At 55.7% G+C, this 25146-nt stretch carries 25 protein-coding genes; 15 read left to right on the plus strand and 10 right to left on the minus strand.

What is annotated here, in order from left to right; genetic code table 11:
* The first annotated feature begins 9 nt into the window (after positions 1-9).
* Positions 10-1992 carry a BbrUII/HgiDII family restriction enzyme gene (locus ACP4CD_RS19825; RefSeq protein WP_426992253.1) on the plus strand — a complete coding sequence of 661 codons (1983 nt, stop codon included), beginning with the start codon at positions 10-12 and terminating at the stop codon, positions 1990-1992.
* Here ACP4CD_RS19825 and ACP4CD_RS19830 read toward each other — a convergent pair.
* Both ACP4CD_RS19830 and ACP4CD_RS19835 read right to left on the minus strand, forming a co-directional pair.
* Positions 1989-3026: a DNA cytosine methyltransferase gene (locus ACP4CD_RS19830; protein ID WP_426992255.1), complete on the minus strand. Its 1038-nt coding sequence runs from the start codon at positions 3024-3026 to the stop codon at positions 1989-1991. The two genes, ACP4CD_RS19825 and ACP4CD_RS19830, sit on opposite strands and share 4 nt — an antisense overlap.
* A 1084-nt stretch (positions 3027-4110) precedes the next feature.
* The gene (locus tag ACP4CD_RS19835) at positions 4111-4926 is read right to left on the minus strand and encodes a DUF2797 domain-containing protein (protein WP_426992257.1); all 816 of its coding nucleotides are present in this window, start codon (positions 4924-4926) and stop codon (positions 4111-4113) included.
* A 70-nt stretch (positions 4927-4996) separates the two neighbouring features.
* On the opposite strand from ACP4CD_RS19835, the gene ppa reads away from it, so the two are divergent.
* The gene (gene ppa / locus ACP4CD_RS19840) at positions 4997-5542 is read left to right on the plus strand and encodes an inorganic diphosphatase (RefSeq protein WP_064031479.1); all 546 of its coding nucleotides are present in this window, start codon (positions 4997-4999) and stop codon (positions 5540-5542) included.
* An 18-nt stretch (positions 5543-5560) separates the two neighbouring features.
* Here ppa and pqqE read toward each other — a convergent pair whose 3' ends face one another.
* From pqqE to pqqA, 7 genes are all read right to left on the minus strand, one after another.
* Positions 5561-6691, minus strand: a complete 1131-nt coding sequence (pqqE, locus tag ACP4CD_RS19845) for a pyrroloquinoline quinone biosynthesis protein PqqE (protein WP_426992259.1) — start codon at positions 6689-6691, stop codon at positions 5561-5563.
* Positions 6669-6941: a pyrroloquinoline quinone biosynthesis peptide chaperone PqqD gene (gene pqqD, locus ACP4CD_RS19850; protein WP_426992260.1), complete on the minus strand. Its 273-nt coding sequence runs from the start codon at positions 6939-6941 to the stop codon at positions 6669-6671. Before pqqD ends, pqqE begins: the two co-directional genes overlap by 23 nt.
* A gap of 9 nt (positions 6942-6950) precedes the next feature.
* The gene (locus ACP4CD_RS19855; protein WP_071158765.1) at positions 6951-7427 is read right to left on the minus strand and encodes a Uma2 family endonuclease; all 477 of its coding nucleotides are present in this window, start codon (positions 7425-7427) and stop codon (positions 6951-6953) included.
* 9 nt (positions 7428-7436) lie between these two features.
* Entirely contained in the window at positions 7437-7994 is a 558-nt protein-coding gene (locus tag ACP4CD_RS19860) for a Uma2 family endonuclease (RefSeq protein ID WP_426992261.1), read from the minus strand.
* 2 nt (positions 7995-7996) lie between these two features.
* Positions 7997-8725, minus strand: a complete 729-nt coding sequence (gene pqqC / locus ACP4CD_RS19865) for a pyrroloquinoline-quinone synthase PqqC (RefSeq protein ID WP_426992263.1) — start codon at positions 8723-8725, stop codon at positions 7997-7999.
* A gap of 12 nt (positions 8726-8737) precedes the next feature.
* Positions 8738-9649, minus strand: coding sequence for a pyrroloquinoline quinone biosynthesis protein PqqB (gene pqqB, locus ACP4CD_RS19870; RefSeq protein WP_426992264.1), 912 nt, complete (start codon positions 9647-9649; stop codon positions 8738-8740).
* Positions 9650-9754: 105 nt separating this feature from the next.
* On the minus strand, positions 9755-9829 hold the full coding sequence (gene pqqA / locus ACP4CD_RS19875; protein WP_054760176.1) for a pyrroloquinoline quinone precursor peptide PqqA: 75 nt from the start codon (positions 9827-9829) through the stop codon (positions 9755-9757).
* A gap of 242 nt (positions 9830-10071) precedes the next feature.
* Here pqqA and ACP4CD_RS19880 point away from each other — a divergent pair, with 242 nt between their 5' ends.
* Genes ACP4CD_RS19880 through pmbA form a run of 6 tightly spaced genes read left to right on the plus strand, consistent with a single transcriptional unit; the run spans position 10072 to position 15920 of the window.
* The gene (locus tag ACP4CD_RS19880; RefSeq protein ID WP_426992265.1) at positions 10072-11322 is read left to right on the plus strand and encodes a multifunctional CCA addition/repair protein; all 1251 of its coding nucleotides are present in this window, start codon (positions 10072-10074) and stop codon (positions 11320-11322) included.
* A complete protein-coding gene (locus tag ACP4CD_RS19885) occupies positions 11319-11669 on the plus strand; it encodes a DMT family protein (protein ID WP_071158755.1) in 351 nt (116 codons plus the stop codon). The genes ACP4CD_RS19880 and ACP4CD_RS19885 overlap by 4 nt, the downstream gene beginning before the upstream one ends.
* Before the next feature lie 53 nt (positions 11670-11722).
* A complete protein-coding gene (locus ACP4CD_RS19890; RefSeq protein WP_064031488.1) occupies positions 11723-12589 on the plus strand; it encodes a 23S rRNA (adenine(2030)-N(6))-methyltransferase RlmJ in 867 nt (288 codons plus the stop codon).
* 4 nt (positions 12590-12593) lie between these two features.
* Positions 12594-13058 carry a hypothetical protein gene (locus tag ACP4CD_RS19895; protein ID WP_064031489.1) on the plus strand — a complete coding sequence of 155 codons (465 nt, stop codon included), beginning with the start codon at positions 12594-12596 and terminating at the stop codon, positions 13056-13058.
* 39 nt (positions 13059-13097) lie between these two features.
* A complete protein-coding gene (gene tldD, locus ACP4CD_RS19900) occupies positions 13098-14537 on the plus strand; it encodes a metalloprotease TldD (RefSeq protein WP_426992266.1) in 1440 nt (479 codons plus the stop codon).
* A gap of 51 nt (positions 14538-14588) precedes the next feature.
* Positions 14589-15920, plus strand: a complete 1332-nt coding sequence (gene pmbA / locus ACP4CD_RS19905) for a metalloprotease PmbA (RefSeq protein WP_426992268.1) — start codon at positions 14589-14591, stop codon at positions 15918-15920.
* Positions 15921-16563: 643 nt separating this feature from the next.
* Here pmbA and ACP4CD_RS19910 read toward each other — a convergent pair.
* Entirely contained in the window at positions 16564-17007 is a 444-nt protein-coding gene (locus ACP4CD_RS19910; protein WP_426992269.1) for a winged helix-turn-helix transcriptional regulator, read from the minus strand.
* 101 nt (positions 17008-17108) lie between these two features.
* Between ACP4CD_RS19910 and ACP4CD_RS19915 the strand changes: the two genes are divergently transcribed.
* The 7 genes from ACP4CD_RS19915 (at position 17109) to ACP4CD_RS19945 (ending at position 25074) form a co-directional block, all read left to right on the plus strand.
* Complete coding sequence (locus ACP4CD_RS19915; protein ID WP_426992270.1) at positions 17109-17924, plus strand: oxidoreductase; 816 nt, start codon at positions 17109-17111, stop codon at positions 17922-17924.
* 96 nt (positions 17925-18020) lie between these two features.
* On the plus strand, positions 18021-18482 hold the full coding sequence (locus tag ACP4CD_RS19920; protein WP_426992272.1) for a PaaI family thioesterase: 462 nt from the start codon (positions 18021-18023) through the stop codon (positions 18480-18482).
* A 25-nt stretch (positions 18483-18507) separates the two neighbouring features.
* On the plus strand, positions 18508-18912 hold the full coding sequence (locus tag ACP4CD_RS19925) for a TetR/AcrR family transcriptional regulator (RefSeq protein ID WP_426992274.1): 405 nt from the start codon (positions 18508-18510) through the stop codon (positions 18910-18912).
* Complete coding sequence (locus ACP4CD_RS19930) at positions 18909-19079, plus strand: hypothetical protein (protein ID WP_426992276.1); 171 nt, start codon at positions 18909-18911, stop codon at positions 19077-19079. Before ACP4CD_RS19925 ends, ACP4CD_RS19930 begins: the two co-directional genes overlap by 4 nt.
* 44 nt (positions 19080-19123) lie before the next feature.
* Complete coding sequence (locus ACP4CD_RS19935; RefSeq protein ID WP_426992278.1) at positions 19124-20311, plus strand: efflux RND transporter periplasmic adaptor subunit; 1188 nt, start codon at positions 19124-19126, stop codon at positions 20309-20311.
* Positions 20308-23385 (plus strand): efflux RND transporter permease subunit, encoded by a 3078-nt coding sequence (locus ACP4CD_RS19940; protein WP_426992280.1) that lies wholly within the window; start codon positions 20308-20310, stop codon positions 23383-23385. The genes ACP4CD_RS19935 and ACP4CD_RS19940 overlap by 4 nt, the downstream gene beginning before the upstream one ends.
* Before the next feature lie 87 nt (positions 23386-23472).
* Entirely contained in the window at positions 23473-25074 is a 1602-nt protein-coding gene (locus ACP4CD_RS19945) for a TolC family protein (RefSeq protein WP_426992281.1), read from the plus strand.
* Positions 25075-25146: the final 72 nt, after the last annotated feature.

Genomic DNA, 25146 nt, shown 5'->3' on the forward strand with positions numbered 1-25146 from the left:
GATAATTTAATGACGGAATTCGCTTTTAAAATCGATTTGAACGTGTTGAATCATTTGGGATTGGGGTTATACAGCAGCACGCCGGCTGTTTTAACGGAAATCATCGCGAACGCCTACGATGCCGAAGCTACGGAAGTGACTATTTCCATCGATAAAAGTCAGCATATCATTACCATTGCGGACAATGGTCACGGTATGTCCGAAGACGATTTGCAAGACAAGTTTTTAAACGTCGGTTATGCAAGGCGGAATTTTTCCGACTTTACGATTAACAAGAAGCGGCGCGTGATGGGTAGAAAGGGTATCGGAAAATTGGCTATGTTTTCGCTGGCCGACGTTGTCGATATTTCAACCAAGCAAGAAAGTAAAGAGGCGATAGGGGTTTCGGTAAACGTACCCGAACTAAAAAGCACTATTAACGAACACCAACCATATAGGCTTAATTCCATAACACCTTCGACTAAGCTGGATGGCTCTCACGGAACGGTTATTCGGCTATCTCAATTGAATAAATCGATTATCTCGACGACGGAATCCAATTTAAAACTGCGGCTGTCCAGGCGCTTCAGCATCATCGGCAATAGCGGCGAGTTGCCATTCGAGATTTACATTAACGAGGACAAAGTCACTATCGCCGACCGAGGTTTTCATGACGACGTGCAATTTTTCTGGAGCTTCGGTGGCGTCGAAGCTGACGACAATTTAAAACTGTGTAAGAATCTCGCCGTCGATAAAGAGACGAAAGCCCAAAGAATAATGGTGCTCGATCCTTCGGTACCGCATGACTCCGACTTGGTGCTTCGGGGTTATATCGCCTCGGTCACCAAGCCGAAACAGTTGAAGGAAAAGGACACCAATATCAACCAAATATCGATTTTCGCTAACGGCCGCGTTTTTCAAGAGGATGTGTTGCCGATATTAAGTAATAGTGATCATTTCAATAGCTATTTGGTCGGTGAAATACACGCCGATTTTTTGGATCAAGACGAGGTAGACAGGGCAACGGCCAGCCGGGAAGCCATTAAGCAGAACGACCCTAAATTTATGGGATTGCTCGGCCATTTAAGAACGCAGATGCAAAAAGTGGCTGGCGCCTGGGACGATTGGCGTAAAGCTCTCGGGTACGAGAATTTGCCGGATAAAAATCCGTTTGTGGAAGACTGGCTTAACAGTCTTACCGACAAGCGGGATAGAAAATCGGCCGAACGCTTGATCATGAGTGTTTACAACAATCAATTCTCTTCCAACCAAGAGCAAAACGACGAATACAAAAAGGATTTATATCGAAGTACGATTATTGGATTCGAGAAACTTAAGGCCAAGAAACAGTTGGCAAGACTTGAAACGATCAGCAGTGTTACCAGCCCCGAGTTTCAAGCGATATTTCGCTCGTTGGACGATATGGAGGAAACCTATTATTGGGACATCACCAATAATCGCCTGCATATCATCGAAAAGTTCAAAGATATCGTCGATAAAAAAGAGCTTGAGAAAGTCGCGCAAGAATATCTATTTGAGCATTTATGGCTTCTCGATCCGACTTGGGACAGAATTAAAGGCTCCGAGCATCTTGAATTGACGCTGACCGATGAATTAAAGAAAGCGAAACCGGATGCGGACAGCGGAGCCAGAATCGATATAGCTTATCGAAACAGCGCTGGTCGTCAGATTATTATCGAACTGAAAAAGCCGGGCATTACGCCGGATTTCTATAAGTTATTGAAACAGGCTAAGAAATATAAAGATGCCGTCAAACAGTTTCTTATCGATCACCCTGATACTTTTCACGGCTCGGTAGATGCTATCGATATATGCCTTCTGCTCGAAAAGGACGTTGCGATGGATGAGGATCAAAAAAACATGCTTCAGAGTGCCAATGCCAGAATCGTTACCTATAAAGGCTTAATAGAAAATGCATTCAGGGTGTATCAGGAATATTTGAATGCACATCAAAAAGCCTCGAAAATCGAGCAATTGGTGCAAAAAATCTAATCGACGGATTCTAAATGTTTCAAGATGGCTTCGCCTTGCTGTCGAATAAATTCCGGGGGTAAGGCATTGCCTATCATTAACGCCGCCGAGTCTTTGCCTCTGCGCAGAGAAAAATAGTAATCTTTAGGGAAGGTTTGCAGTAATGCTGCTTCCCGTAAAGTGATAGCTCTGTTTTCTTCGGGGTGCAAAAAGCGACCTTTCGACGGATTGTGGCATCCGCCAGTTATGGTCGGTGATACGTCGTCCCAACGCATTCTGCCGTAGACGTCCCTAAAACCGTCCGGATAACGCTTATGGCATTCCAACCAATATTCCTGCGGTAAATCCGATCTGCTGCCGCCGTTTTTGGGAATCAAAGAAATCAGCTTACCGACCTTTTCAGACCTTATTTCAGGCAAGTCGTGCAGCGGATCGCCGCTTTCCCCGGCTTTCGGTAACCAGGCGATAGCCTCCTTTACAATGGCTTTAGTTTCAGCAGGTTTCGGTTGTTCGACCGTACCAAATCGACTGGCCGTAAAAATCATGCGTTTACGTCTTTGAGGGACGCCGTAATCGGCAATATCATCGATACGTAAACTTGAATCACCGATCCGATAGCCCAAGTCCCCAAGTTGTGCGATTGCATCGGTCATTCTTGTATCTTTCGCAAGTGTTGGGACATTTTCCATCATTATACATTTGGGCAGAAACACTTTTACCCAGCGAACAAATTCGAAAACAAGATCGTTACGTCGATCGTCTACACTCGATTTTTTGTTTCTGGTTCTCAGCGACGAGAAACCTTGGCAAGGCGGACAGCCTGCAAGTAAGGATAATTCTCCGGGCTTCAACCCCAACGCAGACATGACTTCAGCCGGCGATAGGTTGCAAATATCGTCTTCCAGTAACAGGGTTCTTTTGTGGTTATGGCGGTAGGTTTCGGCTGCAATGTCCAGCAGTTCAACACCTGCAAGCACGCGAAAACCAGCTTGTTCAAGCCCGCATGTCAGCCCGCCTGCACCGCAAAATAAATCGATTGCTGTGTGATTTTTCATAACCTATATTGTAGTAATGCTTTGAATCGAACGCCAAATAATACCGTGCGTCCGACTAGCCGCAGCAATAGATTGAAGCAAAACGGCCTTTCAAATCTCTAAAGCCTGAAGGAAAGATGTCGTATTTATTGCTGTCACTCGCGACAGTCATTTAGGAATCTGCTTCTGACCGAATTGACCCGCCAAATAATCTTGAGGACACCTGACGACGATCGATTGATTTCCAAAATCCCGAGAGGATTGACGCGCGAAAACAGATATACCGGCAAACGTTTTACAAGCTCAATAAAGGCACACGCCGGTCTTCGTTTCGTTTATGGGGCGGGAACGCTATGGTTTGCCTGTTGGCATTCCGTCGTGCCGAGCGAGCCCGAATCGAATCCGGTTGTCGGCATAGACGAATCCGGCCGGTGGGTTTCGAGCCGAGTATCGATAGCGGGGTTTGCGCCGTTCGATGCGTCTGGATCGGGTTTTACGATTCAAAACCGGATCGCCAAGGCTGCACGTGTTGCCGATGATTTCCCCGGCAGCAAGCGTAAGGCCTTTAGACTTAAACGCAACTCGAAAAGCCTGACGCGCAACACGCCGAGTAATAAACGCAAGGCTTCGAGCCTTGCTCGCAACTCTAAAAGCCTTGCGCGCAACACTCCGAGTAATAATCGCAATGCTCCAAACCTTGAGCGCCACTCTCGGAGCCTGCTGGCTGCAACTTGCCGGTTGTCGCCGGGACGATGCGGTAACGTTAACCGTTGGTCCGGAGTGCGGTGGAAGGGCGAACTGGTAACCGTCCATGGTTCGACAAGCTCACCACGAACGGTTTACGAGCCCGCCACGAACTGTTTACCAGTTCGCCATGAATGGTTTACAGGCTCGTAGCGAACGGTTTACGAGTTCATCAGGAACGATTTACAAGCTCGCCACGAAAGGTTTAACTGATTAACTTGGTCCTTATCGGTCACTGCTATTCCGTTCGGGACGAGCTCGGCGAAGCCCCGGCTGGCGTGCCCTTCGACAGGCGAACGGTATTTAAGAGCCGGGTTAATAACGGCATGTGTTGCCGGGCGAGGACCCACTGTTTTGAGACTCAGGTTTCGACTTCGATTTCGTAGCCGGCGTATTTGCGGATGTTGATGACGCCGTTGTCGAAAATCAGGTATTGGCCTTTGATGCCGAGCAAGGTGCCGGCCACGCTCGGGTCTTTATCCATATTGAAGGATTTGACCTTGGTCGGGTATTCCAGCACCGGGTATTCCAACTGCACCGCTTCGGCGTCGGACAGCAGCGTCGGCGGCTGCTCGGCGAAACGTTCGTTAATGGCGGCCAGTTCGGCTTGGCATTTATCCAGCAGTTGGTCGCGCAAGGCCGGCAGGTCCAGTTCGACGGTGTTGTTTTTCAGCATTTGCTGCCAACTGGTTTTGTCGCTGACGTGTTCGGCCAGCGCGACTTCGATCAGCCCGGACAAGTGGCGGGAGGCGACTTCGAATACTGGAATGGCTTGTACGGCGCCCTGGTCTATCCAGCGGGTCGGAATTTGCGATCGGCGGGTGATGCCCACCTTGATGCCGGACGAATTGGCCAGGTAGACGATGTGCGGTTGGAAGCAAAACTCTTCGCCCCAGCTCGGTTCGCGGCAAGTGCCGGCGGCGTAATGGCAGGTTTCCGGTTTGACGATGCACATATCGCATTGTGCCAGCTTGATGAAACAAGGGTAGCAATAGCCTTGGTTAAAGCTTTTCTTGGTCTTAGTGCCGCAATGCACGCAAAAGATTTTTCCGGTATGACGTAGCGTCAAAGTTTTGCCGATCAGCGGGTTTAACGGGAGTTGTTGCTCGCCGACCGGCAAGCTGTACTGCACCGGATTGGCCAGTGCGCCGCGCATTTTTTCCAGACTGCCTATCACCTGTTTATCCTGAAGACTGGGGAACAGCGACTATAATGACAGCCTTTCCCACGTGCTCAAAGAGGATTTGATGTCGTTTATGCAAGTCGCCGCCGGCGGCAACGTACCGTTCGAAATGAATGTAGTGGTCGAAATTCCGGCTTTCAGCGATCCGGTTAAATACGAAGTGGATAAACACACCGGTGCGTTGACGGTGGACCGCTTCATGGGTACCGCGATGCAATATCCCTGCAATTACGGCTACATTCCGCAAACCTTGTCCGAGGACGGCGATCCGGTCGATGTGATGATTATCACCCCCGCGCCGCTGCTGAGCGGCTGCGTGATCCACTGCCGGCCGGTCGGGATATTAAAAATGGTGGACGAGGCCGGACCCGATCCGAAGCTGTTGGCGGTGCCGATGCCGCAGCTAACGCCGTTTTACAATCACGTGACCGACTACCGGGACTTGCAGCCGGACAAGCTGGCGAAAATCACCCATTTTTTTCAGCATTACAAGGACCTGGAAGACGGCAAATGGGTCAGGGTGGAAGGTTGGGGCGGCGTCGAGGACGCCAGAAATGAAATCCTGGAAGGTATCGAACGTTACAAAAACTCGCATAGCAGCCGACGCTGAGCGCCGGCGATTGGCGGATTAACCGAACAGGTTTTTCGAGTTTTTACTGTTGCGGAACACCAGCGGTTTTTCGTCGCCGGATAAGGTCAGTTCTCGTGCCGAGGCGATCGCCGCATCGATGCGGTGCCGCTCCGGTGATTTGCCGCAGACCGGGTCGGTGCTGTACATGTCGCCGTTGAACTGGAAAGCCTGACAGCGGCAACCGCCGAAGTCCTTGCCTTTTTCGTCGCAACTGCGGCAAGGCTCCTGCATCCATTCGGTACCGCGGAAGAAATTGAAGGTTTTCGATTCGTTCCAGATTTGTTCGATGCTGAAATCCTTGACGTTGGGACAGTCCAGGCCGGGCAGTTCGCGGGCGGAATGGCAAGGTAGCGCGGTGCCGTCCGGGGCGATGGTCAAAAAGGTGGTGCCCCAGCCGTTCATGCAGGCTTTCGGCCGGTCTTCGTAAAAGTCCGGCACGACGTAGTAAATCTTCATCTTGCCGGCGACTTTTTCCTTGTAGGCCTGGGCGATCTTTTCGGCTTCCTCGAACTGTTCCTTGGTCGGCAGCAACGCGTCGCGATTGATATGGGCCCAGCCGTAGTATTGGGTGTTGGCCAGTTCCAGATAATCGGCGCCAAGATTTTCGGCCATTTCCAGAATCTGTGGCATCTGATGAATGTTTTCGCGGTGGATGACCACGCAGAGCACCATCGGGTAGCCGTGTTTCTTGATCAGGCGAGCGACTTCCTGTTTATGTTCGTAGGTCGCGGTGCCGGCGATGTGGTCGTTGAGCTCTTGAGTGCTAGCCTGAATGCTGATTTGGATATGGTCTAGGCCGGCCTGCTTCAAGTCGACGATTTTCTGTTCGGTCAGGCCATAGCCGGAGGTGATCAGATTGGAGTAATAACCCAGCTCGCGGGCGTGGCCTACCAGTTCGACCAAGTCTTGGCGGGTGAGCGGCTCGCCGCCGGAAAAACCCAGTTGCACCGCGCCCATTTTACGGGCTTGGCTGAGTACCCGCTTCCAGTCGTCGGTGCTAAGTTCGTCCGGATATTTGGCGTAATCCAGCGGATTCGAGCAATACGGACATTGCAGCGGACACTTGTAGCTCAGCTCCGCCAGCAGCCAGCGCGGCGGGGTAATGTTAGCCTTGTTTGATCCAGCCATTTTGCAAAGCGATGTTCAGGAAATTGTGGATGTCGTTGCTCAAGCCGGTCGTTTCGAATTGGGTTTCCAATTCTTCGACGATTTGCGCTGGATTGTGCGCGCCGTCGCACAGCTTGAGGATTTCCGCCGAGCTTTGGTTGAGTTCGACCATGCCTTCGGGGTACAGAATCACGTATTTTTGTTGGGCTTCTTCCCATTGCAGGCGGTGCAGCGGCGAGAATTGCAGGATTTGGTCGGGGTTAAGGCTCATGGGTTAATGTCAATGGCTGGCAAAGCAATGATGTAAATTGGCCGCGAATCGGGATGTCGTGATCTGGCCGGTGCTGTCGTACTGGCTGACGGTGCCGTTTTCTTCGACCAACCAGACTTCGATGGCACCCGCTTGCAGGAATAGCTCGACCCGTTCCAGCATGTCTTTGGCGGTGTTTGAGGGCGACAGGATTTCGACACACAGTTCGGGGGCGGAAGACGCCCACAATTCGGCTTGATGCATCAGGGTATAGCTTTCCGATCCCCAGGCGACATCGGGAACCCGGACGCCTTGGCTGGTTTGGATCGCCAATTCGGTAAATACCTCGCCGCCCAATTGTAGCGATAATTGCACGGCGATTTTGGCTTGCAACCGGCTATGACTGAATGATGCGGGTGACATTTCGATGACCCCCTTTTCGTTCAATTCGATTTTATAAGGCAGATTTTGTAGCGATGGATCTGCGAGTACATCTTGCCAGCGCATGATTGCCTCCTAAGCAATATCTTCAAAAATTTCGCTCGTCGGTATGCGAATGCCGAGGCTGCGCAGTTGGCAATCGATGTCGCCGACATAGTCGTGCAACAGCCAGTCGTTGTCGGCGGTGCGGCGGAAGCATTCGACCCGGCGGGCTTCGATGTCGACGATCAAATATTCCCTCAGCGATTCTAGCTTGCGGTAGGCGACGAATTTACCGCCTCGATCATAATCGGCGGTCGATTCGGACAAGACTTCGACGATCAGCGACGGGTTGGAAATATATTGCTGGTTGCCTAAGTCTCCGGGATGGCAGGACACCATCACGTCGGGGTAAAAAAAGGCGTCGGCGGCTTCGACTCGCAACTTCAGCTGCGATATGTATGGACGATAGGGTGTGCCGCGTAAACGCAATTTCAGAGCGACCATGATATTACCCGTGGCGATAACATGATCCCGTTGCACTTCCGGCGCCGCAAACACCTCGCCGGCGACGAATTCGTGCTTCTCGGCCTGGGTTTCTTCCCAAGCCAGATACTCCTCGGCACTAAAACGAAGCCGCTCGGCGGTTTGCATCGTTATTTTTCGATGTTGAAGTACGGAGGCATCTCGGCAACATAAGCCAGATACATCGCATCGGCCATGCTCCACAACACATCCAGTTTAAATTTCAGAATTTGCACCATGCGTTCTTGCTGTTCGCGGGTTTTGTACCAGTCTAGGGTCAGTTCCAAGCCGTGTTCGACATCGCGGCGGGCTTCGGTCAGGCGCTTGCGGAAGTAAGTGTAACCCTCTTGTTCGACCCAAGGATACACGTCCGGCCAATTGTCCAGGCGTTGTTGATGAATTTTCGGGGCGAATAGTTCCGTCAGCGACGAACTGGCGGCTTCGTGCCATTCGGCGCGGCGGGCGAAATTGACGTAGGCGTCCACGGCAAAGCGCACGCCGGGTAGCACGTGTTCCAGCGAAGTAATCTCTTCCCGAGTCAAGCCGACTGCGATGCCTAAACGTATCCAGGCCTCAATACCGCCTGGGTCGCCGGGATGGCCGTCGTGGTCCAGAATGCGCTGTACCCATTTGGCGCGGGTTTCGCGGTCCGGGCAGTTGGCCATGATATTGGCGTCCTTGATCGGAATCATCACCTGGTAATAAAAGCGGTTGGCGACCCAGCCTTGCAATTGTTGCTTGGTCAGCTTGCCTTCATTCATCAGCGTGTGCATCGGATGATGAATGTGGTAGAACTTTTCCATGCCGCGCAGTTTGGCTTCGAATTCTTCGCGGCTCCAGGGTTGATTATCTGCAGTCATGTAACACCTTGGTTATAAGTCAATTTCCAGTCCGTCGTAAGCCACTTCGATGCCGTTGGCATCCAGGGTTTTACGCTCCGGCGAATCTTCGTCGAGAATCGGGTTGGTGTTATTGATATGTATCAAAATCTTGCGGGCGTTCGGCACGCCGTTCAATACATCGATCATCCCGCCGGCGCCGGATTGCGGCAAGTGGCCGATTTCGCGGGCGTGTTTGTGGCTGATGTTGCGCACCACCATTTCATCGTCGGTCCAGAAAGTGCCGTCCACCATCAGGCAATCGACGTTTTGCATCGCCGCCATGACCTGCGGTTCGATTTCGCCGAGGCCCGGTGCGTAATACAGCTTCTTGCCGGTGGAAATTTGTTCGACGACGACGCCGATGTTGTCGCCGTCGTGGGGATCGTGGCGGTGCGGCGAATACGGCGGCGCTTTGCTCTTCAAGGCATGGGCGTAAATGCGAATGTCGTCTATGCCGGGAATCTCGAACGGCGTTTCGTCGCAGGCAATCGGATGATGGTTGATCGTGCAATAGTCTTTCAGCATCGTGAACAGCGGGAAACCGCTGGTCAGATCTTGCTTGACCATCTCGGTGCAATACACTTCCAAAGGCTTGCCTTCGCGCAGCATCAGCATGCCGGTAGTGTGGTCGATTTGACTGTCGATCAACAAAACGGCCTTGATGCCGGTGTCGCGGATACCGGTTTTGGGCTGGATGGCCGGAAAGGCTTCCTGTTGGGCCCGAATATCGGGCGAGGTGTTGAACAGCAACCAGTTGCGTCCGTCGCTGCTGACGGCAATCGACGATTGGGTGCGGGCCTTGCCGTTGAATTCGCCTCTGCGGTAACGGCCGCAATTGTCGCAATTGCAATTCCATTGCGGGAAACCGCCGCCGGCGCCGGCGCCGAGAACTCTGATTTTCATGAGTGATTCGCGTGAATGAAAGAGCGCCGCATGATACGGGATTCAAAAACGCCAGGCAAAAAAAGGGGCAGGAAAATTGCCCCTTTTTAGGAACAACCGTTGCGATTAACGGTTGTAGATGTACATGGTGACTTCGAAGCCGAAACGCATGTCATTGTAAGCAGGTGTTTCCCATTTCATTTGTATACCCTCCAGAGGCTTTGTTGTAGTGTGCTAGCTTGATCAAGAAAGCTGCCCGAAGTATACGATGAAGCGTTTTATTCCGCAACTGACGCAAATCGTCCTCGGGTAGCGGGCTTTTCGAGCGCGCTACCCTGCGTAAGTTCCCGGCGCCGGGGTGTTTGCGGTGGAATAAGCCAGACGCTCTCGGCGGGAGTCCTTTATACTGTTGCACTGGTCATTAAGCGGTGAGTTTCGAGTGCATGAAAACCTATCTGGTCGGCGGCGCGGTGCGTGATCGTTTGCTGGATCTTCCGGTGACGGAGCGCGATTGGCTGGTGGTTGGCGAAACCGCCGAGGCCATGTTGTCGCGAGGATTTCGACCGGTCGGTAAGGATTTTCCGGTGTTTTTGCATCCCGAAACTCACGAGGAATACGCCCTGGCTCGCACCGAGCGCAAAACCGCGCCGGGTTACAAAGGATTTGCCATCGACGCTTCGCCCGAAGTGACGCTGGACGAAGATTTATTACGCCGCGATTTGACGGTCAATGCGATGGCGCTCGACGCCGACGGCCGGTTGATCGATCCCTACAACGGCCAACGCGACTTGCAAAATCGTTTGTTGCGGCACGTTTCGCCGGCGTTTTGCGAAGATCCGGTGCGGATTCTGCGGGTGGCGCGGTTCTCGGCACGTTACGCTCATTTGGGCTTTGTCGTGGCCGACGAGACGATGGCCTTGATGGCGGACATGGTCGCGGCCGGCGAGGCCGATTATTTGGTAGCCGAGCGGGTTTGGGCGGAATTGTCCAAGGCTTTAGTGGAACCGCGTCCTGCGGCGTTTTTTCAAGTGTTGCGCGATTGCGGCGCATTGAAGGCGATTTTTCCGGAAATCGACGCCTTGTTTGGCGTGCCTCAGCCGGAAAAACATCATCCGGAAATCGATACCGGCATCCATGCTCTGATGGTGTTGGAACAAGCGGCCATATTGTCCGCCAGCGCCGAGGTTCGTTTGGCGGCCTTGCTGCACGATTTGGGTAAGGCGCTGACGCCCAGCCATTTCTGGCCTAGCCATCACGGCCACGAACAAAAAGGTTTGCCGGTGCTGGAGCGTTTTTGCGAACGTTTGCGGGTGCCTAAGGTCCACAAAACGCTGGCGTGCCACGTCATGGCTTACCATACCCACTGCCACAGAGTCTTGGAGTTGCGGCCCGACACGCTGGTCGACATGTTGCAGGCGATTGGCGCGTTCAAACCGGACAGTTGCCTGGAGGATTTTATACTGGCTTGCGAAGCCGACGCGCGAGGTCGAACCGGTTTCGAACAGCGCGACTATCCCCAAGCCGCCTATCTGCGGGAGGCCGCCGCCGCCGCCGTGGCAGTCGATACGACGTCGGCTACTCAAAACGGCGCATCCGGCCCGCAAATCGGCGCGGCGATCCGGCAGCTGCGCATTGCCGGAATCCAGCAATTCAAACAGCGGCGCTTGGCCGCGGAGCAGCCGCTAAGCGCATGAACGCGATTTTAACGTCCGCCGGGTTGCTGGTTTGCAGCAATGTATTCATGACTTTCGCCTGGTACGCCCATTTGAAGGAATTGAACGGTCGGCATTGGTTGCTGGCGGCCCTGGTCAGTTGGGGCGTCGCGCTGTTCGAGTATTTGTTTCAAGTGCCGGCCAATCGCATCGGCTACACCGCCTTGAGCGTCGGCCAGTTGAAAATCGTTCAGGAAGTGATCGCGTTGAGCGTGTTCGTGCCGTTCTCCGTTTATTACCTGAAAGAACCGCTGAAACTCGATTACCTCTGGGCCGGTCTGTGTCTGCTGGGCGCGGTGTATTTCATGTTTCGTTCCAAATTGGGCTAGGCGATGGTTGCGGTTTGCCGGAGTCCCTTCCCGTTCTCTTTTTAGGTTAGCGCATGCTCAGCTATCGCCACGGGTTTCACGCCGGCAATTTCGCGGATGTTTTAAAGCACAGTTTGCTTAGTCTGGCGATCGCCGCGCTCAAGCAAAAGGTCAAGCCCTTCGTGTACATCGACACGCACGCCGGGGCCGGCAAATATGCGCTTAAATCGGAGTTTGCCCAGAAAACCGGTGAATACCGCGAGGGCATCGCCCGACTTTGGGACGAAAAACAACCGTTACCCTTGCTGCGCGATTATTTGGCGGCGGTCAGGGCCGAAAATACCGGAAACCGTCTGGCGCGCTATCCCGGCTCGCCGCAGCTGGTAAGACGCTTGGTCAGGTCGCAAGATCGGTTATCATTGTCGGAATTGCATACCAGCGACTTTCAGGTCTTACAACAACTATATGCCGGAGACAATCAGGTGACGGTGGCAAAAGAAGACGGTTTGCGAATGTTGGGCAAAAAATTGCCGCCGATTCAGAAGCGCGCCCTGATTCTGATCGATCCGAGTTACGAACTGAAGAGCGAATATCAAGCCGTGGTTCAAGCGCTGGCGGCCGCTTACCACCGGTTTGCCGGCGGCGTTTACGCGCTTTGGTATCCGGTGATCGATAGAGACGCAACCGAGCGCTTTATGCGGCTTTTGGTCGCGACCGGCATTCCCAAGCAATTGCGTATCGAGCATTGTGTCGCAGCCGATACGGCGGGCAGAGGGATGACCGGGGCCGGAATGGTCTTCTTTAATCCGCCCTGGCAACTCGATCGGCAGGCCGAGGAATTGTTGCCTTGGCTGGATGGCGTGCTGGCGGCCGGGCGAGGCCAGTGGCGGGTGGATTGGCAGGTGCCGGAAACGGTCGCATCGGCGGCGGACAGGAACTGAATCAATGCTTAGAAGACATCTCGACTTAATCATCGTCGGTTTCATCGTGCTGGCGATCGTCATGTACGACATCACGCTGGAGTTGTTGGGCGAGTTGTTTCATTTGTTGTTCGAATTACTGCACGGCGCGTTCGAATGGATAGAACTGGGTATCGAAGAAGCGGTCGAGGTGGCGTTTCACATCCTGAATATCGGCGAGGTGGTCGAGTTTCTGTTCGATACCGGTCGTCACGGCAGTCAAGTCGTGACTTTTTACATTTTGATGTCCATGATCGGTTACGCCTTGTACCGTTTGTGGAAAATCATGCCGAGGATTTGGCTGACGTTCAAACTGTGGCTGAGCGAATGCTGGGTTCGCCGGAAAACCGAATACGAGTTGTATTGGCAATCGTTGACGCTGACTCATAAAGCCGCGTTGCTGGTGGTCGTGGTCGCGGTCGGTTATATTGCTTCTTTTTTCGTCATCTGAGCAGCCCGGCCGCCGGAACCTATAAACTTTAACTCATTCATGTCCCTACTCGATCAAGTTACCGACTCCATCCTGGCCGCAAACGGCCTGCAAGTTCAAGACGTAGACCGGGTGATGGCCGCTCTGCTGGGCGCGCCGGTCGATGCCGCCGATATTTATTTTCAATCCAGCCATTTCGAATCCTGGTCGCTCGAGGGCGGCATCGTCAAGGAAGGCAGTCATTCGATCGAGCACGGCGCCGGCGTGCGGGTGGTCAGCGGCGATAAAACCGGTTTTGCCTATAGCGACCGTATCGAACTGCCGATCTTGCTGGAAGCGGCCAACAACGTTAAAGCCATCGTCCGACAAGGCCAAAATACCCGGCACCGCATCGATACCGCGGCGAGTTGGCCGAGTTTGTACCAGCCGATGAATCCGTTGAAATCGCTTGACGACCAGGCCAAGATCGATCTGCTGAAGCGGGTGGATAGCGAAACCCGTAAACTGGACAGCCGGATCGAGGAAGTCATGGTTAGTCTGGTGGCGGCCTACGACACGGTGTTGATCGCGGATCAGGATGGCTGCTTGGTTGCCGACGTCAGGCCGCTGGTCAGGATGAACGTATCGGTGATCATGGTCGAAGACGGCCGTCGCGAACAAGGCAGCATGGGCGGCGGCGGTCGCAGCGATTATAGCTATTTTCTGGAGGGCGATCGCGCCTTCGATTACGGCCGGGAGGCGGTGCGCCAGGCTCAGGTCAATTTGCAAGCCGGCGAGGCGCCGGCCGGCAACATGACGGTGGTGTTGGGGGCCGGCTGGCCGGGCATTTTGCTGCACGAAGCGATCGGACACGGTCTGGAAGGCGACTTTAACCGCAAGGGCACCTCCGCTTTCAGTGGGCGGGTCGGCGAACGGGTGGCATCGGACTTATGCACGGTCGTCGACGACGGCACGCTGCCGGGGCGGCGCGGTTCGCTCAGTATCGACGACGAAGGCACGCCGACCGAGAATACGGTATTGATCGAAAACGGCATCCTGCGCGGTTACATGCAGGACCGGTTGAACGCCCATTTGATGGGGGTCAAGCCGACCGGTAACGGCCGCCGCGAATCCTACGCCCACTTGCCGATGCCGCGGATGACCAATACCTACATGCTGCCGGGGCAAAGCGATCCGGAAGAAATCATCCGCTCGGTGTCCAAGGGGTTGTATGCCCGCAATTTCGGCGGCGGACAGGTTGACATTACCTCCGGCAAATTTGTGTTCTCGGCTAGCGAAGCCTACTTGATCGAAAACGGCAAAATTACCCGGCCGGTCAAGGGCGCAACCTTGATCGGCAACGGTCCCGACGTGCTGACCAAGGTTTCCATGGTCGGTAACGACATGCAACTCGATAGCGGCGTCGGCACCTGTGGTAAGGACGGGCAGAGCGTGCCGGTCGGCGTTGGTCAGCCGACCCTGAAAATTGACGGTTTGACCGTCGGCGGGACCGGCGTTTAAGCCGATCCCGAACCGATCTTCGGCCGAAACCAGCTTTCAAGGATACTCAACTTGCAAAATCAAAAAGAAATCAATCGCTTAAAAGATGTCGTTCAGCAACTGTTGGACGAAGCCAAGCGCCAAGGCGCCGATGCCGCGGAGGCGGGCTTCAGCATCGACAACGGTTTATCGGTATCGGCCCGCTTGGGCGAAGTCGAAACCATCGAGTATCACTGCGACCAGGGAATCGGTGTCACGGTTTACTTTGGCAAGCAAAAAGGTTCGGCCAGCACCAACGATATTTCCGCCGCGTCGTTGACCGAAACGGTTAAGGCGGCCTGCAGCATCGCCCGCTACGCCAGTGCCGACGATTTCGCCGGCCTGCCTGACCCGGAGGACTTGGCGCGATCGGCGGTCGATCTGGATATTTACCATCCTTGGGCAATCGAAGCCTCGCAAGCCATCGAGTTGGCGGTGGCGTGCGAGAACGCGGCGCGCGAGTACGATGCGGCGATCAGCAATTCGGAAGGCGCCACCGTCAACAGTCATTCCGGAACGCGGGTGTTCGGTAATTCGCAGGGTTTTTTGCAAGGTTATCAATCCAGCCGGCACTCGTTGAGCTGTTCGGTGCTGGCCGGTGCCAACGACGGCATGCAGCGCGATTATTGGTATAGCGTGGCGCGCAATCCGCAATTCTTGGAAGCGCCGGAGTTGGTGGGACGCAAGGCGGCGCAACGGACGGTGGCCCGATTGGGCGCCCGCAGCCTGAGCACGCGGCAATGTCCGGTATTGTTCGCGGCCGAAATGGCGTCGGGTTTGATAGGTGCCTTGATCGGCGCGGTCAGCGGCGGCAATTTATACCGTAAGTCGTCGTTTTTGCTCGACTCCCTGCACACTCAAGTAATGCCGGATTTCGTCCGCATTCATGAAGAACCCTTGCTGCCAGGCGCGTTGGGCAGTGCCAGTTACGATGCCGAGGGTGTGACCACTCAGGCCCGAGACATTGTGCGTGGCGGCGTCCTGGAATCCTATGTACTGAGTACTTATTCGGCGCGCAAACTGGGTATGCGCACCACCGGCAATGCCGGCGGCGTGCATAATCTGATCGTCGAACCGGGCGAACGCGATTTCGCCGGTATGTTGGCTTTGCTGGATACCGGTTTGCTGGTCACCGAGTTGATGGGGCAGGGCATCAACCGGGTGACGGGCGACTACTCGCGGGGTGCGTCGGGTTTCTGGGTCGAAAATGGCCAAATTCAATATCCGGTGCAGGAAATCACGATCGCCGGGAACCTGAAAAACATGTTGCGCAACGTCGTTGCGATCGGCAACGACGTGGATCTGCGCGGCAATCTGCGAGTCGGCTCTATCCTGTTGGAGCAGATGGCCATAGCGGGTGAATAAATCTTAATGCCAATGGCTTTAGGGTGACGTTCGTCCCTGGCGAATATGAAATTGGGCGGAAGAGCTTGTAGGCTCTTTTAACCGGAAACGCTATCAAGACGGTTTGGCGGGGCTAAGACGTTATTGAGCGCAATTTCAGTCATGCCGTTAACTCATTTGTTTCGTTATTCGTGGCCTGTAGCAAGAGGCACCGATGAACCGTGACGATAATTTCGCGACGATGGCTGCGTCAAGCCGGCAGTCCGGGGTGCTTAGCGTCCGAGCAGTGGACGTTGAATCACGCCACCGCTATATTCGGAGCCGACTTGGGCCTACCTGCCCGCGGATATGGCCGAACAGCATGTCGCCGACGGGCGGATCGTGCCGGCTCTTCAGAAATGATGTCCAGAGTGTCGCCGCCGTTGCAGGTATTGTCCCCATCGCCGGCATCGTTGTCTGCAGTCGAAGTGGCGGTTGATGTGCTGCGTTAGCGTTATTAACCCGGCCCTTAAAATACCGTTCGCTCCGAACCCGTCGAAGGGCTAGCCAGCCTGGGCTTAGCCGAGCTCAGCTCGAACGGTATACTCGCGATAAATTGGGTTGGGTTAATAAAACCGGCGACATCAAGCAAATAGTGACGCTACCCATTTGACGCTTTAATCGATCAGTCGACATCAGGCAACACAAAGCGTAGCGGGCGAGTTCCTATCCTTGCCCCCGTGACCGCGTCGATGGTCACCGGCTTAATATCTTCCTCCGTTTCGACATCCTGAATCCGCACCAGCGGTCCGCCGCCGCGATACTGGTGCCCCCAAGCCCCGATCATCACCAATACCGGCAGAAAATCCCGGCCGGCATCGGTCAACACATACTCTTCACGCGGCGGCCGCTCCGAATACAGCCGCTTTTCCAGCATGCCTTCCTCAGTTAGCGTCGCCAAGCGCCGGGTCAGCATCGTCGGTGCGATGCCGAGACTTTTTCGAAATTGGTCGAAGCGGGTCAGGCCGAAATGGGCGTCCCGCAGAATCAACAAGCTCCAGGCGTCACCCAGAAAAGCCAGGCAGCGAGCGATCGGACAAGGGTCCGCGCAAATATTTTTGTCGTTCATACGTTTTTAGTAGTGACTTAGTTTCAAAATGATAGTAACATTGCTATCGAAATGATAGTAACACTTAGGCGACAGACAATCCACACCACGGGAGATTCGATATGAACACTAAACACCATGCCGTAGCCTTGATCACCGGTGCATCCTCGGGCATTGGACTGGTAACGGCCAAGGCCCTGCAAAAAGCGGGTTACCGGGTATTCGGCACCAGCCGCAAGGCAGCTGCAAGCGTCGACGGCATCACCATGCTGAGTTGCGACGTGACCGACGAAGCTTCGGTAAACAACACGGTAGCCGAGGTATTGAAGCAGGCCGGCCGCATCGACCTGTTGGTCAATAATGCCGGCGTCGGCTTGCTCGGAGGGGCGGAAGAGTCGTCAACCGCCCAGGCTCAGGCCTTGTTCGACGTTAACCTGTTCGGCATTACCCGCGTGACCAATGCCGTGTTGCCGACCATGCGCAACCAAGGGAAAGGCAGAATCGTCAATATCAGCTCAGCCCTTGGTTTTATCCCTGCGCCTTACAACGCACTGTATGCCGCGACCAAGCATGCGGTCGAAGGCTATTCCGAATCGCTGGACCACGAACTGCGCAGCTTCGGCATCCGGGTTGTTTTGGTTGAACCGGGATATACCCGCACCGCGTTCGAATCCAGCTTAACCAAGCCCGATCAACCGCTGGCCGTCTACGACTCGGTGCGTACCGGCATGGAAGCGCTGATGCGCAAGGGCGTGAACGCGGGCGATGCTCCGGAGGTGGTCGCCGATACGGTGTTGAAAGCCGCGACTGCCGAGGTCCCCAAAAGGCGTTATACCGCCGGAAAACAGGCAACCCAAGTGCGCTTCCTGCGCCGTTTCCTCCCGGAAGCCTTGGTAGACAGGAGCTTGCGCCAGTTTAACCAGCTGCCGATAGTCTGAATCGTTGAAGGATAACGACATGATTCATTTTTCAAAGCATACCAAGACGACGGCGCATGCCGCGATCAAGCATATCTTGGCAGGAACGGTCGCTATATGAGTTTTGCGACCAAACCCTGCGCCGGACTCAATGGCTTAGATCAGTTGCGTGCCCTGATGGCCTCGGGGCGGAAGCCGGGAATTCTGGTGTCGCTGGATTTCGAGCTGGTGGAAGTCGACTTCGGTAAAGCCGTCTTTGCCGGCAGACCCGGCGAACATGCTTATAACCCGCTAGGCACCGTGCATGGCGGCTATGCGGCCACCTTGCTGGATTCCGCCTGCGGCTGTGCCGTCCATTCCAGACTCACCGAAAAGCAGGCGTACACCACCTTGGATTTGAAGACTTCCTATCACAAGGCGATGACCAAGCACACGGGCTTAGTCAGAGCGGAAGGCACTGTTCTAACGCTAGGGAGGCGAGCCGCTTTTGCCGAGGCTCGGCTGATAGACGACGAAGGCCGGCTCTATGCCTCGGCGACATCGACGTTATTGATCTTTGGGCGAGAGACTAAGCGATGACCAACTTTGGGGAGCCGTGATTACGATGTCTATTCAATCCTCAAAGGTGCGCGAACGAATCTTGTCGGCGGCGACCGAGCTGCTAGCCGCCCAAGGTATTAGAGCTACCGGCATCGATTGCATCGTCCGCTCGGCGAATGCTTCCAAGATGAGTCTGTACAAGTATTTTCCTTCCAAGGAGGCGTTGATCGTGGCTTGCCTAGAAAAATACGATGCCGGATTGTGGTCTTGGTTTGTCGAGCAAGTTGAACGCAAGGCGCCGACGCCGAAAGACCAGCTATTGGCTATTTTCGAAGTTCATGCCGGATGGTTGACCCGTCCTGATTTCCAAGGCTGCCCATTGATCAACGCAGCCGCGAATTCCCCGATCAACGCCATCCTGTGCATCAAGCATCCGCCGCGTTTTATCGCAGGCTACAACACCATATGACCGATTTGTCGGGACGGGCCGGCGCACGGTTTCCGGAACGGCTGGCGGGGCAACTCCGTGCCTTGTTCGAAGGCGCCATCGTCTCCGAACAATTGCAGCGCAATTCCGGCGTGGCCGTCGATGCCAGGTTGGCCGCCGAGATACTGATAGTAAGCAGCATCGAATGATTATTTCAAATACGACCGAACCTTTTACCGAAGGAGGTAGCCATATGCCGAACCCCAAAACTCCATTAGTATCGTTAGGTCGGGATTGGTTTCAATCTCGATTAACCTTCAACCATAACCACCGGTTTCTGGTCGGATTGTTGCTGCCGTTGACAATCAGCGCCGGATGCAGCGACCAGAACAACCCCTCTCAAGCGGTTGCTCGTCCGGTGAAAGTGTTCCGAATCGAGCAGAACGCCGTCGCCGGCGCCAGAAGCTTTGCCGGGGAAGTCCGGGCCAGAATCGAGACGCCCTTATCCTTTAGGGTGGGCGGCAAACTGCTGGAGCGCAAAGTGGATGTTGGCGACCCGGTACGTAAAGGCCAGTTGCTGGCAATACTGGACGGCAATGATTACCGCCTCGCCGTGCAGGGTCTTAAGGCGCAGCTGGCTTCCTCCCAGGCCGACAGCACTTTCTTACGCGACGATCTGGTCAGATACCGCGAATTGCTGGCTCAGCAAGTCATCAGTCCGCCGGAGTTCGAGCGCCACGAAACGGCTTATACCACGGCGCGGGAGCGGACGGCGGCGCTGGAGGCGCAATTGGCCGAGGCGAACAACCAGCTAAGCTATACCGAATTGCATGCCGACCGCGACGGCGTGGTCACGGCCTTGGCTGTCGAGGCCGGGCAGGTGCTGGCGGCCGGCCAAGCCGTGGTGACGCTGGCCCAGCTCGACGAAAAGGAAATCCATTTCGACGTGCCCGAGCATCGCTTGACGGAAATCCAACGTCAACAAGAAGTTAATGTTTCGTTGTGGACCGACGAAGATAGGCTACTCAAGGCCAGAATTCGCGAAATCGCCTCGGCCGCCGACCCGGCCAGCCGCACCTACCGCGTCAAGGCCAGCTTGCTCGAAGGCCTGGACGCCGTGCAATTGGGCATGACGGCGACCGTTCATATCGCGGCGAACACCGCATCCGGCATCGCCATCCCGCTTTCCGCCGTCTATACCCCGCAAAACCAGCCCGATCATTCCTTGGTATGGCTGGTCGATGAGCAGGCTGCCACGGTCAAATCCGTGCCGGTTAAGCTTGGCAAAACGCTTGCAGGCGAGCGCATCGCCGTCGAGGGCGTCTCCGCTGGCCAATTGCTGGTCAGCGCCGGCGTCCAGCGCTTGGCTGAAGGTCAGGCTGTCCGCTTGCCGAAAGAAAATGCCTTGGCTAAGCATGGTGCAAAAGAGGGACAATTATGAAAGCGTTCAACCTCAGCGAATGGGTGCTTAAGCATCGCTCCTTCACCGGCTTCATGCTGGCATTGGTGGTGCTCGGCGGCCTATTCGCTTATTTCAAGCTGGGCCAGCAGGAAGATCCGCCGTTCACCTTCCGTATCATGGTGGTCAAGACCCTCTATCCCGGCGCCACCGCCCTTGAAGTGGAGCAGCAGTTGACCGACAGGCTGGAAAAGAAAATCCAGGAACTGCCTAATCTGGATTATCTGCGCAGCTACTCCAAACCCGGCGAATCGGTAATTTTCGTCACCCCGCGCGAGGATACGCCACCCAGGGAGATCCCCGAGCTTTGGTATCAGGTGCGCAAGAAAGTCGACGACATTCGCATGACGCTGCCGCCCGGCAGCATAGGACCGTTTTTCAACGACGAATTCGGCGATACCTACAGCCTGATCTACGCTTTTTCCGGCGAGGGTTTTAGTTACGCCGATCTGAAGCTGGCCGCCGATTCGGTCCGCCAACAATTGTTGCGGGTCAAGGATGTCGAGAAGGTCGATCTGATCGGCGTACAGGACGAAAAGATTTTCGTCGAGTTTTCCGACAAAAAGCTGGCCGAACTGGGTTTGGATACGGCGGCGGTTGCCCAGGCCTTGCAGGCGCAGAACGGCATGGCGCCGGCCGGCACGGTGTTTTCCGCGCAGCGCAATCTGCCGATACGCCTGACCGGCTCCTTCGACTCGGAAGACAGCGTCGCCAATATGGCGGTACGCATCGCTAATCGCACTTTTAAGGTCAAAGATTTCGCCAAGGTGACTCGCGGCTATGTCGATCCCGCCGAATTCAAGATGCGCTTCAACGGCAAACCCGCCCTCGGCCTGGGCGTGACCATGAATAAAAAAGGCAACGTGATAGCCCTGGGAAAAAACCTGGAGGACACGCTGGCCGGCATCAAAAACGAATTACCGTTGGGCATGGACGTGGAGCAAGTCGCCAATCAAGCGCATGTGGTGAAAAATCAGATGGCGGAATTCGGCCAAACCTTCTTCGAAGCCCTGGCGACCGTGTTGGTGGTCAGCTTCTTGAGCCTGGGCTGGCGCACCGGTTCCGTGGTGGCGCTGACCGTGCCGCTGGTGCTGGCCGCCACCCTGCTGGTCATGCTGCTGTGCGGCATCGATCTGCAACGGATTTCCTTGGGCGCATTGATCCTGGCGCTGGGCCTGCTGGTGGACGACGCGATGATTGCCGTCGAGATGATGGCCCGCAAGCTGGAAGAAGGTTGGGACCGGATGCGCGCCGCGACCTATGCGTATACTGCCACGGCCTTTCCGATGCTGACCGGTACATTGATCACCATCGCCGGTTTCCTGCCGGTGGGGCTGGCGCAATCCTCGGCCGGCGAGTATACCGTGGCGATTTTTCAGGTGGTCGGCATTTCGCTGATACTGTCCTGGATAGGCGCGGTGGTGTTCACCCCGTATTTGGGATTTTTGATCCTCAAGGTGCATGCCAACGCCGATGGCCCTATCCACGACCTGTTCGACACGCCGTTCTACAACCGCTTGCGGCGCTGGGTGGATGCCTGCGTGGTGCACCGCAACAAAGTCATTATCGCCACGCTGGCCTTGTTCGGTCTCGGTGTCGTGGCCTTAACCCACGTTCCCGAACAGTTCTTTCCGTTGTCCAACCGGCCGGAAGTCATCGTCAATCTGTGGCTGCCGGAGGGCAGTGCCTTCGAGCAAACCGAAGCCGCTGCCAAACGCATGGAAGCGCTGTTAGCCCAGGACGAGGATGTGGAGCATGTCGCCAGCTATATCGGCAGCGGCACGCCGAGGTTTTTTATGTTAATCGTGCAGCAACTGGCAAATACCAATCTGGCCGAATTGGTGGTGATGACCAAGGATAACCAGGCGCGCGAACGGGTGATGCAGCACGTCCGGCAGATTCTTGAAACCGACTTCCCGAATGTCAGGGGCCGGGTCAAGCGCCTGAATGTCGGGCCGCCGATGGATTATCCGTTGGCGTTCAGGGTGCTCGGCGAAAACCCCAACATCGTGCGCGGCATTGCCGAGCGGGTGGCCGAGGTCGTACGCAATCATCCCGGCACCGTGGATGTCAACGACGACTGGCATGACCGGATGCCGTCGTTCCGCTTAGATCTGGATCAGGACAAGGCCCGCGCCCTGGGCGTTTCGACGGCCAGCCTGTCGCAAGCCTTGCAGGCTCATTACACCGGCATCCCGGTCGGGCAACTGCGTGAACAGGATAAGTTGATCGACATCGTCTGGCGGGCCAGCCCCGAATTGCGTACCGCCGCCGCCGAATTGCCGGACGTCGCGGTGCGCACCGCCAATGGCAAGTCGCTGCCGCTGTCGCAGTTCGTCAAGTTCGATACCGTGTTCGAGGACGGCGTACGCTGGCGGCGCAACCGTTTCCCAACAATTTCGGTGCGCGCCGACGTGGCCGACGGCAAGATGGCCCCGGACGTGGCGGCGGAAATCGTTCCGAAACTTAAATCCATCCAGGATAGCCTGCCGGCCGGTTATTTCATCGAAACCGGCGGTTCCAAGGAAGACGCGGTGAACGCGCAAAAGTCTATCCTGATCTGGATTCCGTTGGTGCTGATCGTCACGCTGATCTTGTTGATGATGCAGCTGCAGAACCTGTCCAGGACGTTCATGGTGTTCAGCACCGCGCCGCTGGGCGTGATCGGCGCTGCCTTCGCCTTGCTGTTGTTCCGGGCGCCGTTCGGTTTCGTAGCCTTGCTCGGCATCCTGGCGCTGGCCGGCATGATCATGCGCAACTCGGTGATTCTGGTGGATCAAATCGATCAGGATGAACAGTCCGGACTCGACACCTGGTCGGCCATCGTCGAATCGACGGTGCGGCGCTTCCGGCCGATCATGCTGACCGCTGCGGCGGCGATCCTGGCGATGATCCCATTGTCGCGCAACGATTTCTTTGGCCCGCAGGCCATCGCCATCATGGGCGGGCTGACGGTGGCGACTGTGTTGACGGTGTTCTTCCTGCCGGCGCTGTATGCGGCGTGGTTCAGGGTGGAGCGTGGGCCGGCGGACTCTAAAGACTGTAAGTTGGGCTGAATGCGATGACGTCCAATATTTTAATTTTGTTGGGTTACGCTTCGCTAACCCAACCTACATTTTGGCTTGTAGCATGGAGTCATGACGATGACTAACCGATATCTAATACCGCTAACCCTACTGCCCCTGGTCAGTCTAATCGCCTGTACGCCGACCCGCGTCGGCGACCAAATAGCGCTCAACAGCCCGGCAAAATGGCAACACGCGCCCAGCGCCCAAACCGCCGAAGCAGTTGACATGAAGACTTGGTGGCGAGGATTCAACGATCCCTTGCTGAACGAATTGATAGACCAAGCCTTGGCCGCCAATCACGACATCAAGATCGCCACCGCTCGCGTCCGCGAAGCTAACGCGATGGTCACCGTTGCCGAAGCGGCGTTGTATCCCAGCCTGGATTTCTCGCTGTCCGGCGGCCGGGAAAAACGCATCGACCGCATCGTCGGCGTACCGAGCGGGCAAGGCATCAAATTGATTACGCCCACCGCCGATGCGGTCAGCGGCGGCTTGGCGGCGCGCTGGGAAATTGACGTGTTCGGCGGCCGGCATCTCGAAGCGGAAGCCGCCGCCGCGCAAGCCGAGGGCAGCCAGGAAGGCTTGCATGCGGCGCAAGTCGGCCTGTTGGCCCAGGTGGCGACAAACTATCTGGAGTTGCGCGGCGTGCAGCAACGCACCGGCATTCTGCAAAGCAATATCGCCTTGCAACGTGAACGCTTGCGGACTTTGCGGGCGTTTGTTAAAGCCGGGCTGACTAACGAGGCGGACCTTGCCCGTCAGCAAACCTTGCTGCAGGGCACCGAAGCGACGCTGCCGGGACTGGCCAACACCGAGCAAAAGCTGATCCATCGTTTGGGCGTATTGCTGGGCGAACCGCCGGAAAGCCTAGGAAACCGCTTGGCCACCGTCGGCCCGCCGCCTAATGAAGCATTGAATCAGTTGATTCCATTCATGGTTCGACAAGCTCACCACGAACGGAATCAACCGCTTGCCGTTCGTCCTGAGCCCTTCGGCGATGCTCAGGAGAGCCTCGTCGACGGAGCTATTCAGGGTTCCCCTAGGAGTTTGCCGGCCATGCCCAAGCTGCTGCCGGCCGATTTGTTGGCACAACGGCCCGATTTGCGCCTGGCTCGAACCGAAGTCAGCGCGGCGGCTGCCAGCCTGGGTTCGGCGCGGGCCGATCTCTATCCCAAGCTGGTGCTGTCGGCTAGCGGCGGCGTCGGCGCATTGGCGGTCGGCGGTTTTCCAAGTCTGGCCGATAGCGTTTATGCGCTGGGCTCGGGTCTTTCGGCACCGATCTTCAACGCCGGCCGCATCCGCGCCCAGATTACCGCCGCTGATGCCCGGCTGGAGCAAGTCGCGGCCAATTACGAAAAGACCTTTTTGCTGGCATTGGAAGACGTGGAAAACGCCTTCGTCGCCAGTCGTTCCGCTACCGATAGCTCAGGCCGATTGACCGAAGCGGAAGCCTCGGCGGAAAAAGCTTACCGGCTGGTGGATGCGCTGTATCAGCGCGGTGCAGCTACCTATCTCGCCGTTCTGGATGCGCAGCGCAGCAAGCTGGAAGTCAGCGATGAACGCGCCAAAGCCGAAACGGCGGTGCGCGTAGCCATGGTGTCGCTATACCGGGCTTTCGGCGGCGGTTGGGTGCTTGATTCGCCGGTAAACGCCATCGAAAATGCCTCGGCACGCTAATCGACGTCGGTTAGGGCATGCGGGGGCGGTACTTGGGAAAACGCGGAAGATAAACAAGGATAAGATGACCTT

Source organism: Methylomonas stagni (genome assembly GCF_050154735.1).
Classification (GTDB): domain Bacteria; phylum Pseudomonadota; class Gammaproteobacteria; order Methylococcales; family Methylomonadaceae; genus Methylomonas; species Methylomonas koyamae_A.

Bases quoted from the DNA above. Each gene is read 5' to 3' on its own strand.
- ACP4CD_RS19920 (WP_426992272.1), top strand. From the start codon at position 18,021: ATGAGTTTTGCGACCAAACCCTGCGCCGGACTCAATGGCTTAGATCAG.
- ACP4CD_RS19895 (WP_064031489.1), top strand. From the start codon at position 12,594: ATGCTTAGAAGACATCTCGACTTAATCATCGTCGGTTTCATCGTGCTG.
- ACP4CD_RS19880 (WP_426992265.1), top strand. From the start codon at position 10,072: ATGAAAACCTATCTGGTCGGCGGCGCGGTGCGTGATCGTTTGCTGGAT.
- ACP4CD_RS19890 (WP_064031488.1), top strand. From the start codon at position 11,723: ATGCTCAGCTATCGCCACGGGTTTCACGCCGGCAATTTCGCGGATGTT.
- tldD (WP_426992266.1), top strand. From the start codon at position 13,098: ATGTCCCTACTCGATCAAGTTACCGACTCCATCCTGGCCGCAAACGGC.
- pqqB (WP_426992264.1), bottom strand. From the start codon at position 9,649: ATGAAAATCAGAGTTCTCGGCGCCGGCGCCGGCGGCGGTTTCCCGCAA.
- ACP4CD_RS19825 (WP_426992253.1), top strand. From the start codon at position 10: ATGACGGAATTCGCTTTTAAAATCGATTTGAACGTGTTGAATCATTTG.
- pqqE (WP_426992259.1), bottom strand. From the start codon at position 6,691: ATGGCTGGATCAAACAAGGCTAACATTACCCCGCCGCGCTGGCTGCTG.
- ACP4CD_RS19915 (WP_426992270.1), top strand. From the start codon at position 17,109: ATGAACACTAAACACCATGCCGTAGCCTTGATCACCGGTGCATCCTCG.
- ACP4CD_RS19885 (WP_071158755.1), top strand. From the start codon at position 11,319: ATGAACGCGATTTTAACGTCCGCCGGGTTGCTGGTTTGCAGCAATGTA.
- ACP4CD_RS19855 (WP_071158765.1), bottom strand. From the start codon at position 7,427: ATGCGCTGGCAAGATGTACTCGCAGATCCATCGCTACAAAATCTGCCT.
- ACP4CD_RS19945 (WP_426992281.1), top strand. From the start codon at position 23,473: ATGACTAACCGATATCTAATACCGCTAACCCTACTGCCCCTGGTCAGT.
- pqqD (WP_426992260.1), bottom strand. From the start codon at position 6,941: ATGAGCCTTAACCCCGACCAAATCCTGCAATTCTCGCCGCTGCACCGC.
- pqqC (WP_426992263.1), bottom strand. From the start codon at position 8,725: ATGACTGCAGATAATCAACCCTGGAGCCGCGAAGAATTCGAAGCCAAA.
- ACP4CD_RS19830 (WP_426992255.1), bottom strand. From the start codon at position 3,026: ATGAAAAATCACACAGCAATCGATTTATTTTGCGGTGCAGGCGGGCTG.
- ACP4CD_RS19925 (WP_426992274.1), top strand. From the start codon at position 18,508: ATGTCTATTCAATCCTCAAAGGTGCGCGAACGAATCTTGTCGGCGGCG.
- ACP4CD_RS19935 (WP_426992278.1), top strand. From the start codon at position 19,124: ATGCCGAACCCCAAAACTCCATTAGTATCGTTAGGTCGGGATTGGTTT.
- ACP4CD_RS19930 (WP_426992276.1), top strand. From the start codon at position 18,909: ATGACCGATTTGTCGGGACGGGCCGGCGCACGGTTTCCGGAACGGCTG.
- ACP4CD_RS19940 (WP_426992280.1), top strand. From the start codon at position 20,308: ATGAAAGCGTTCAACCTCAGCGAATGGGTGCTTAAGCATCGCTCCTTC.
- ACP4CD_RS19860 (WP_426992261.1), bottom strand. From the start codon at position 7,994: ATGCAAACCGCCGAGCGGCTTCGTTTTAGTGCCGAGGAGTATCTGGCT.
- ACP4CD_RS19910 (WP_426992269.1), bottom strand. From the start codon at position 17,007: ATGAACGACAAAAATATTTGCGCGGACCCTTGTCCGATCGCTCGCTGC.
- ppa (WP_064031479.1), top strand. From the start codon at position 4,997: ATGTCGTTTATGCAAGTCGCCGCCGGCGGCAACGTACCGTTCGAAATG.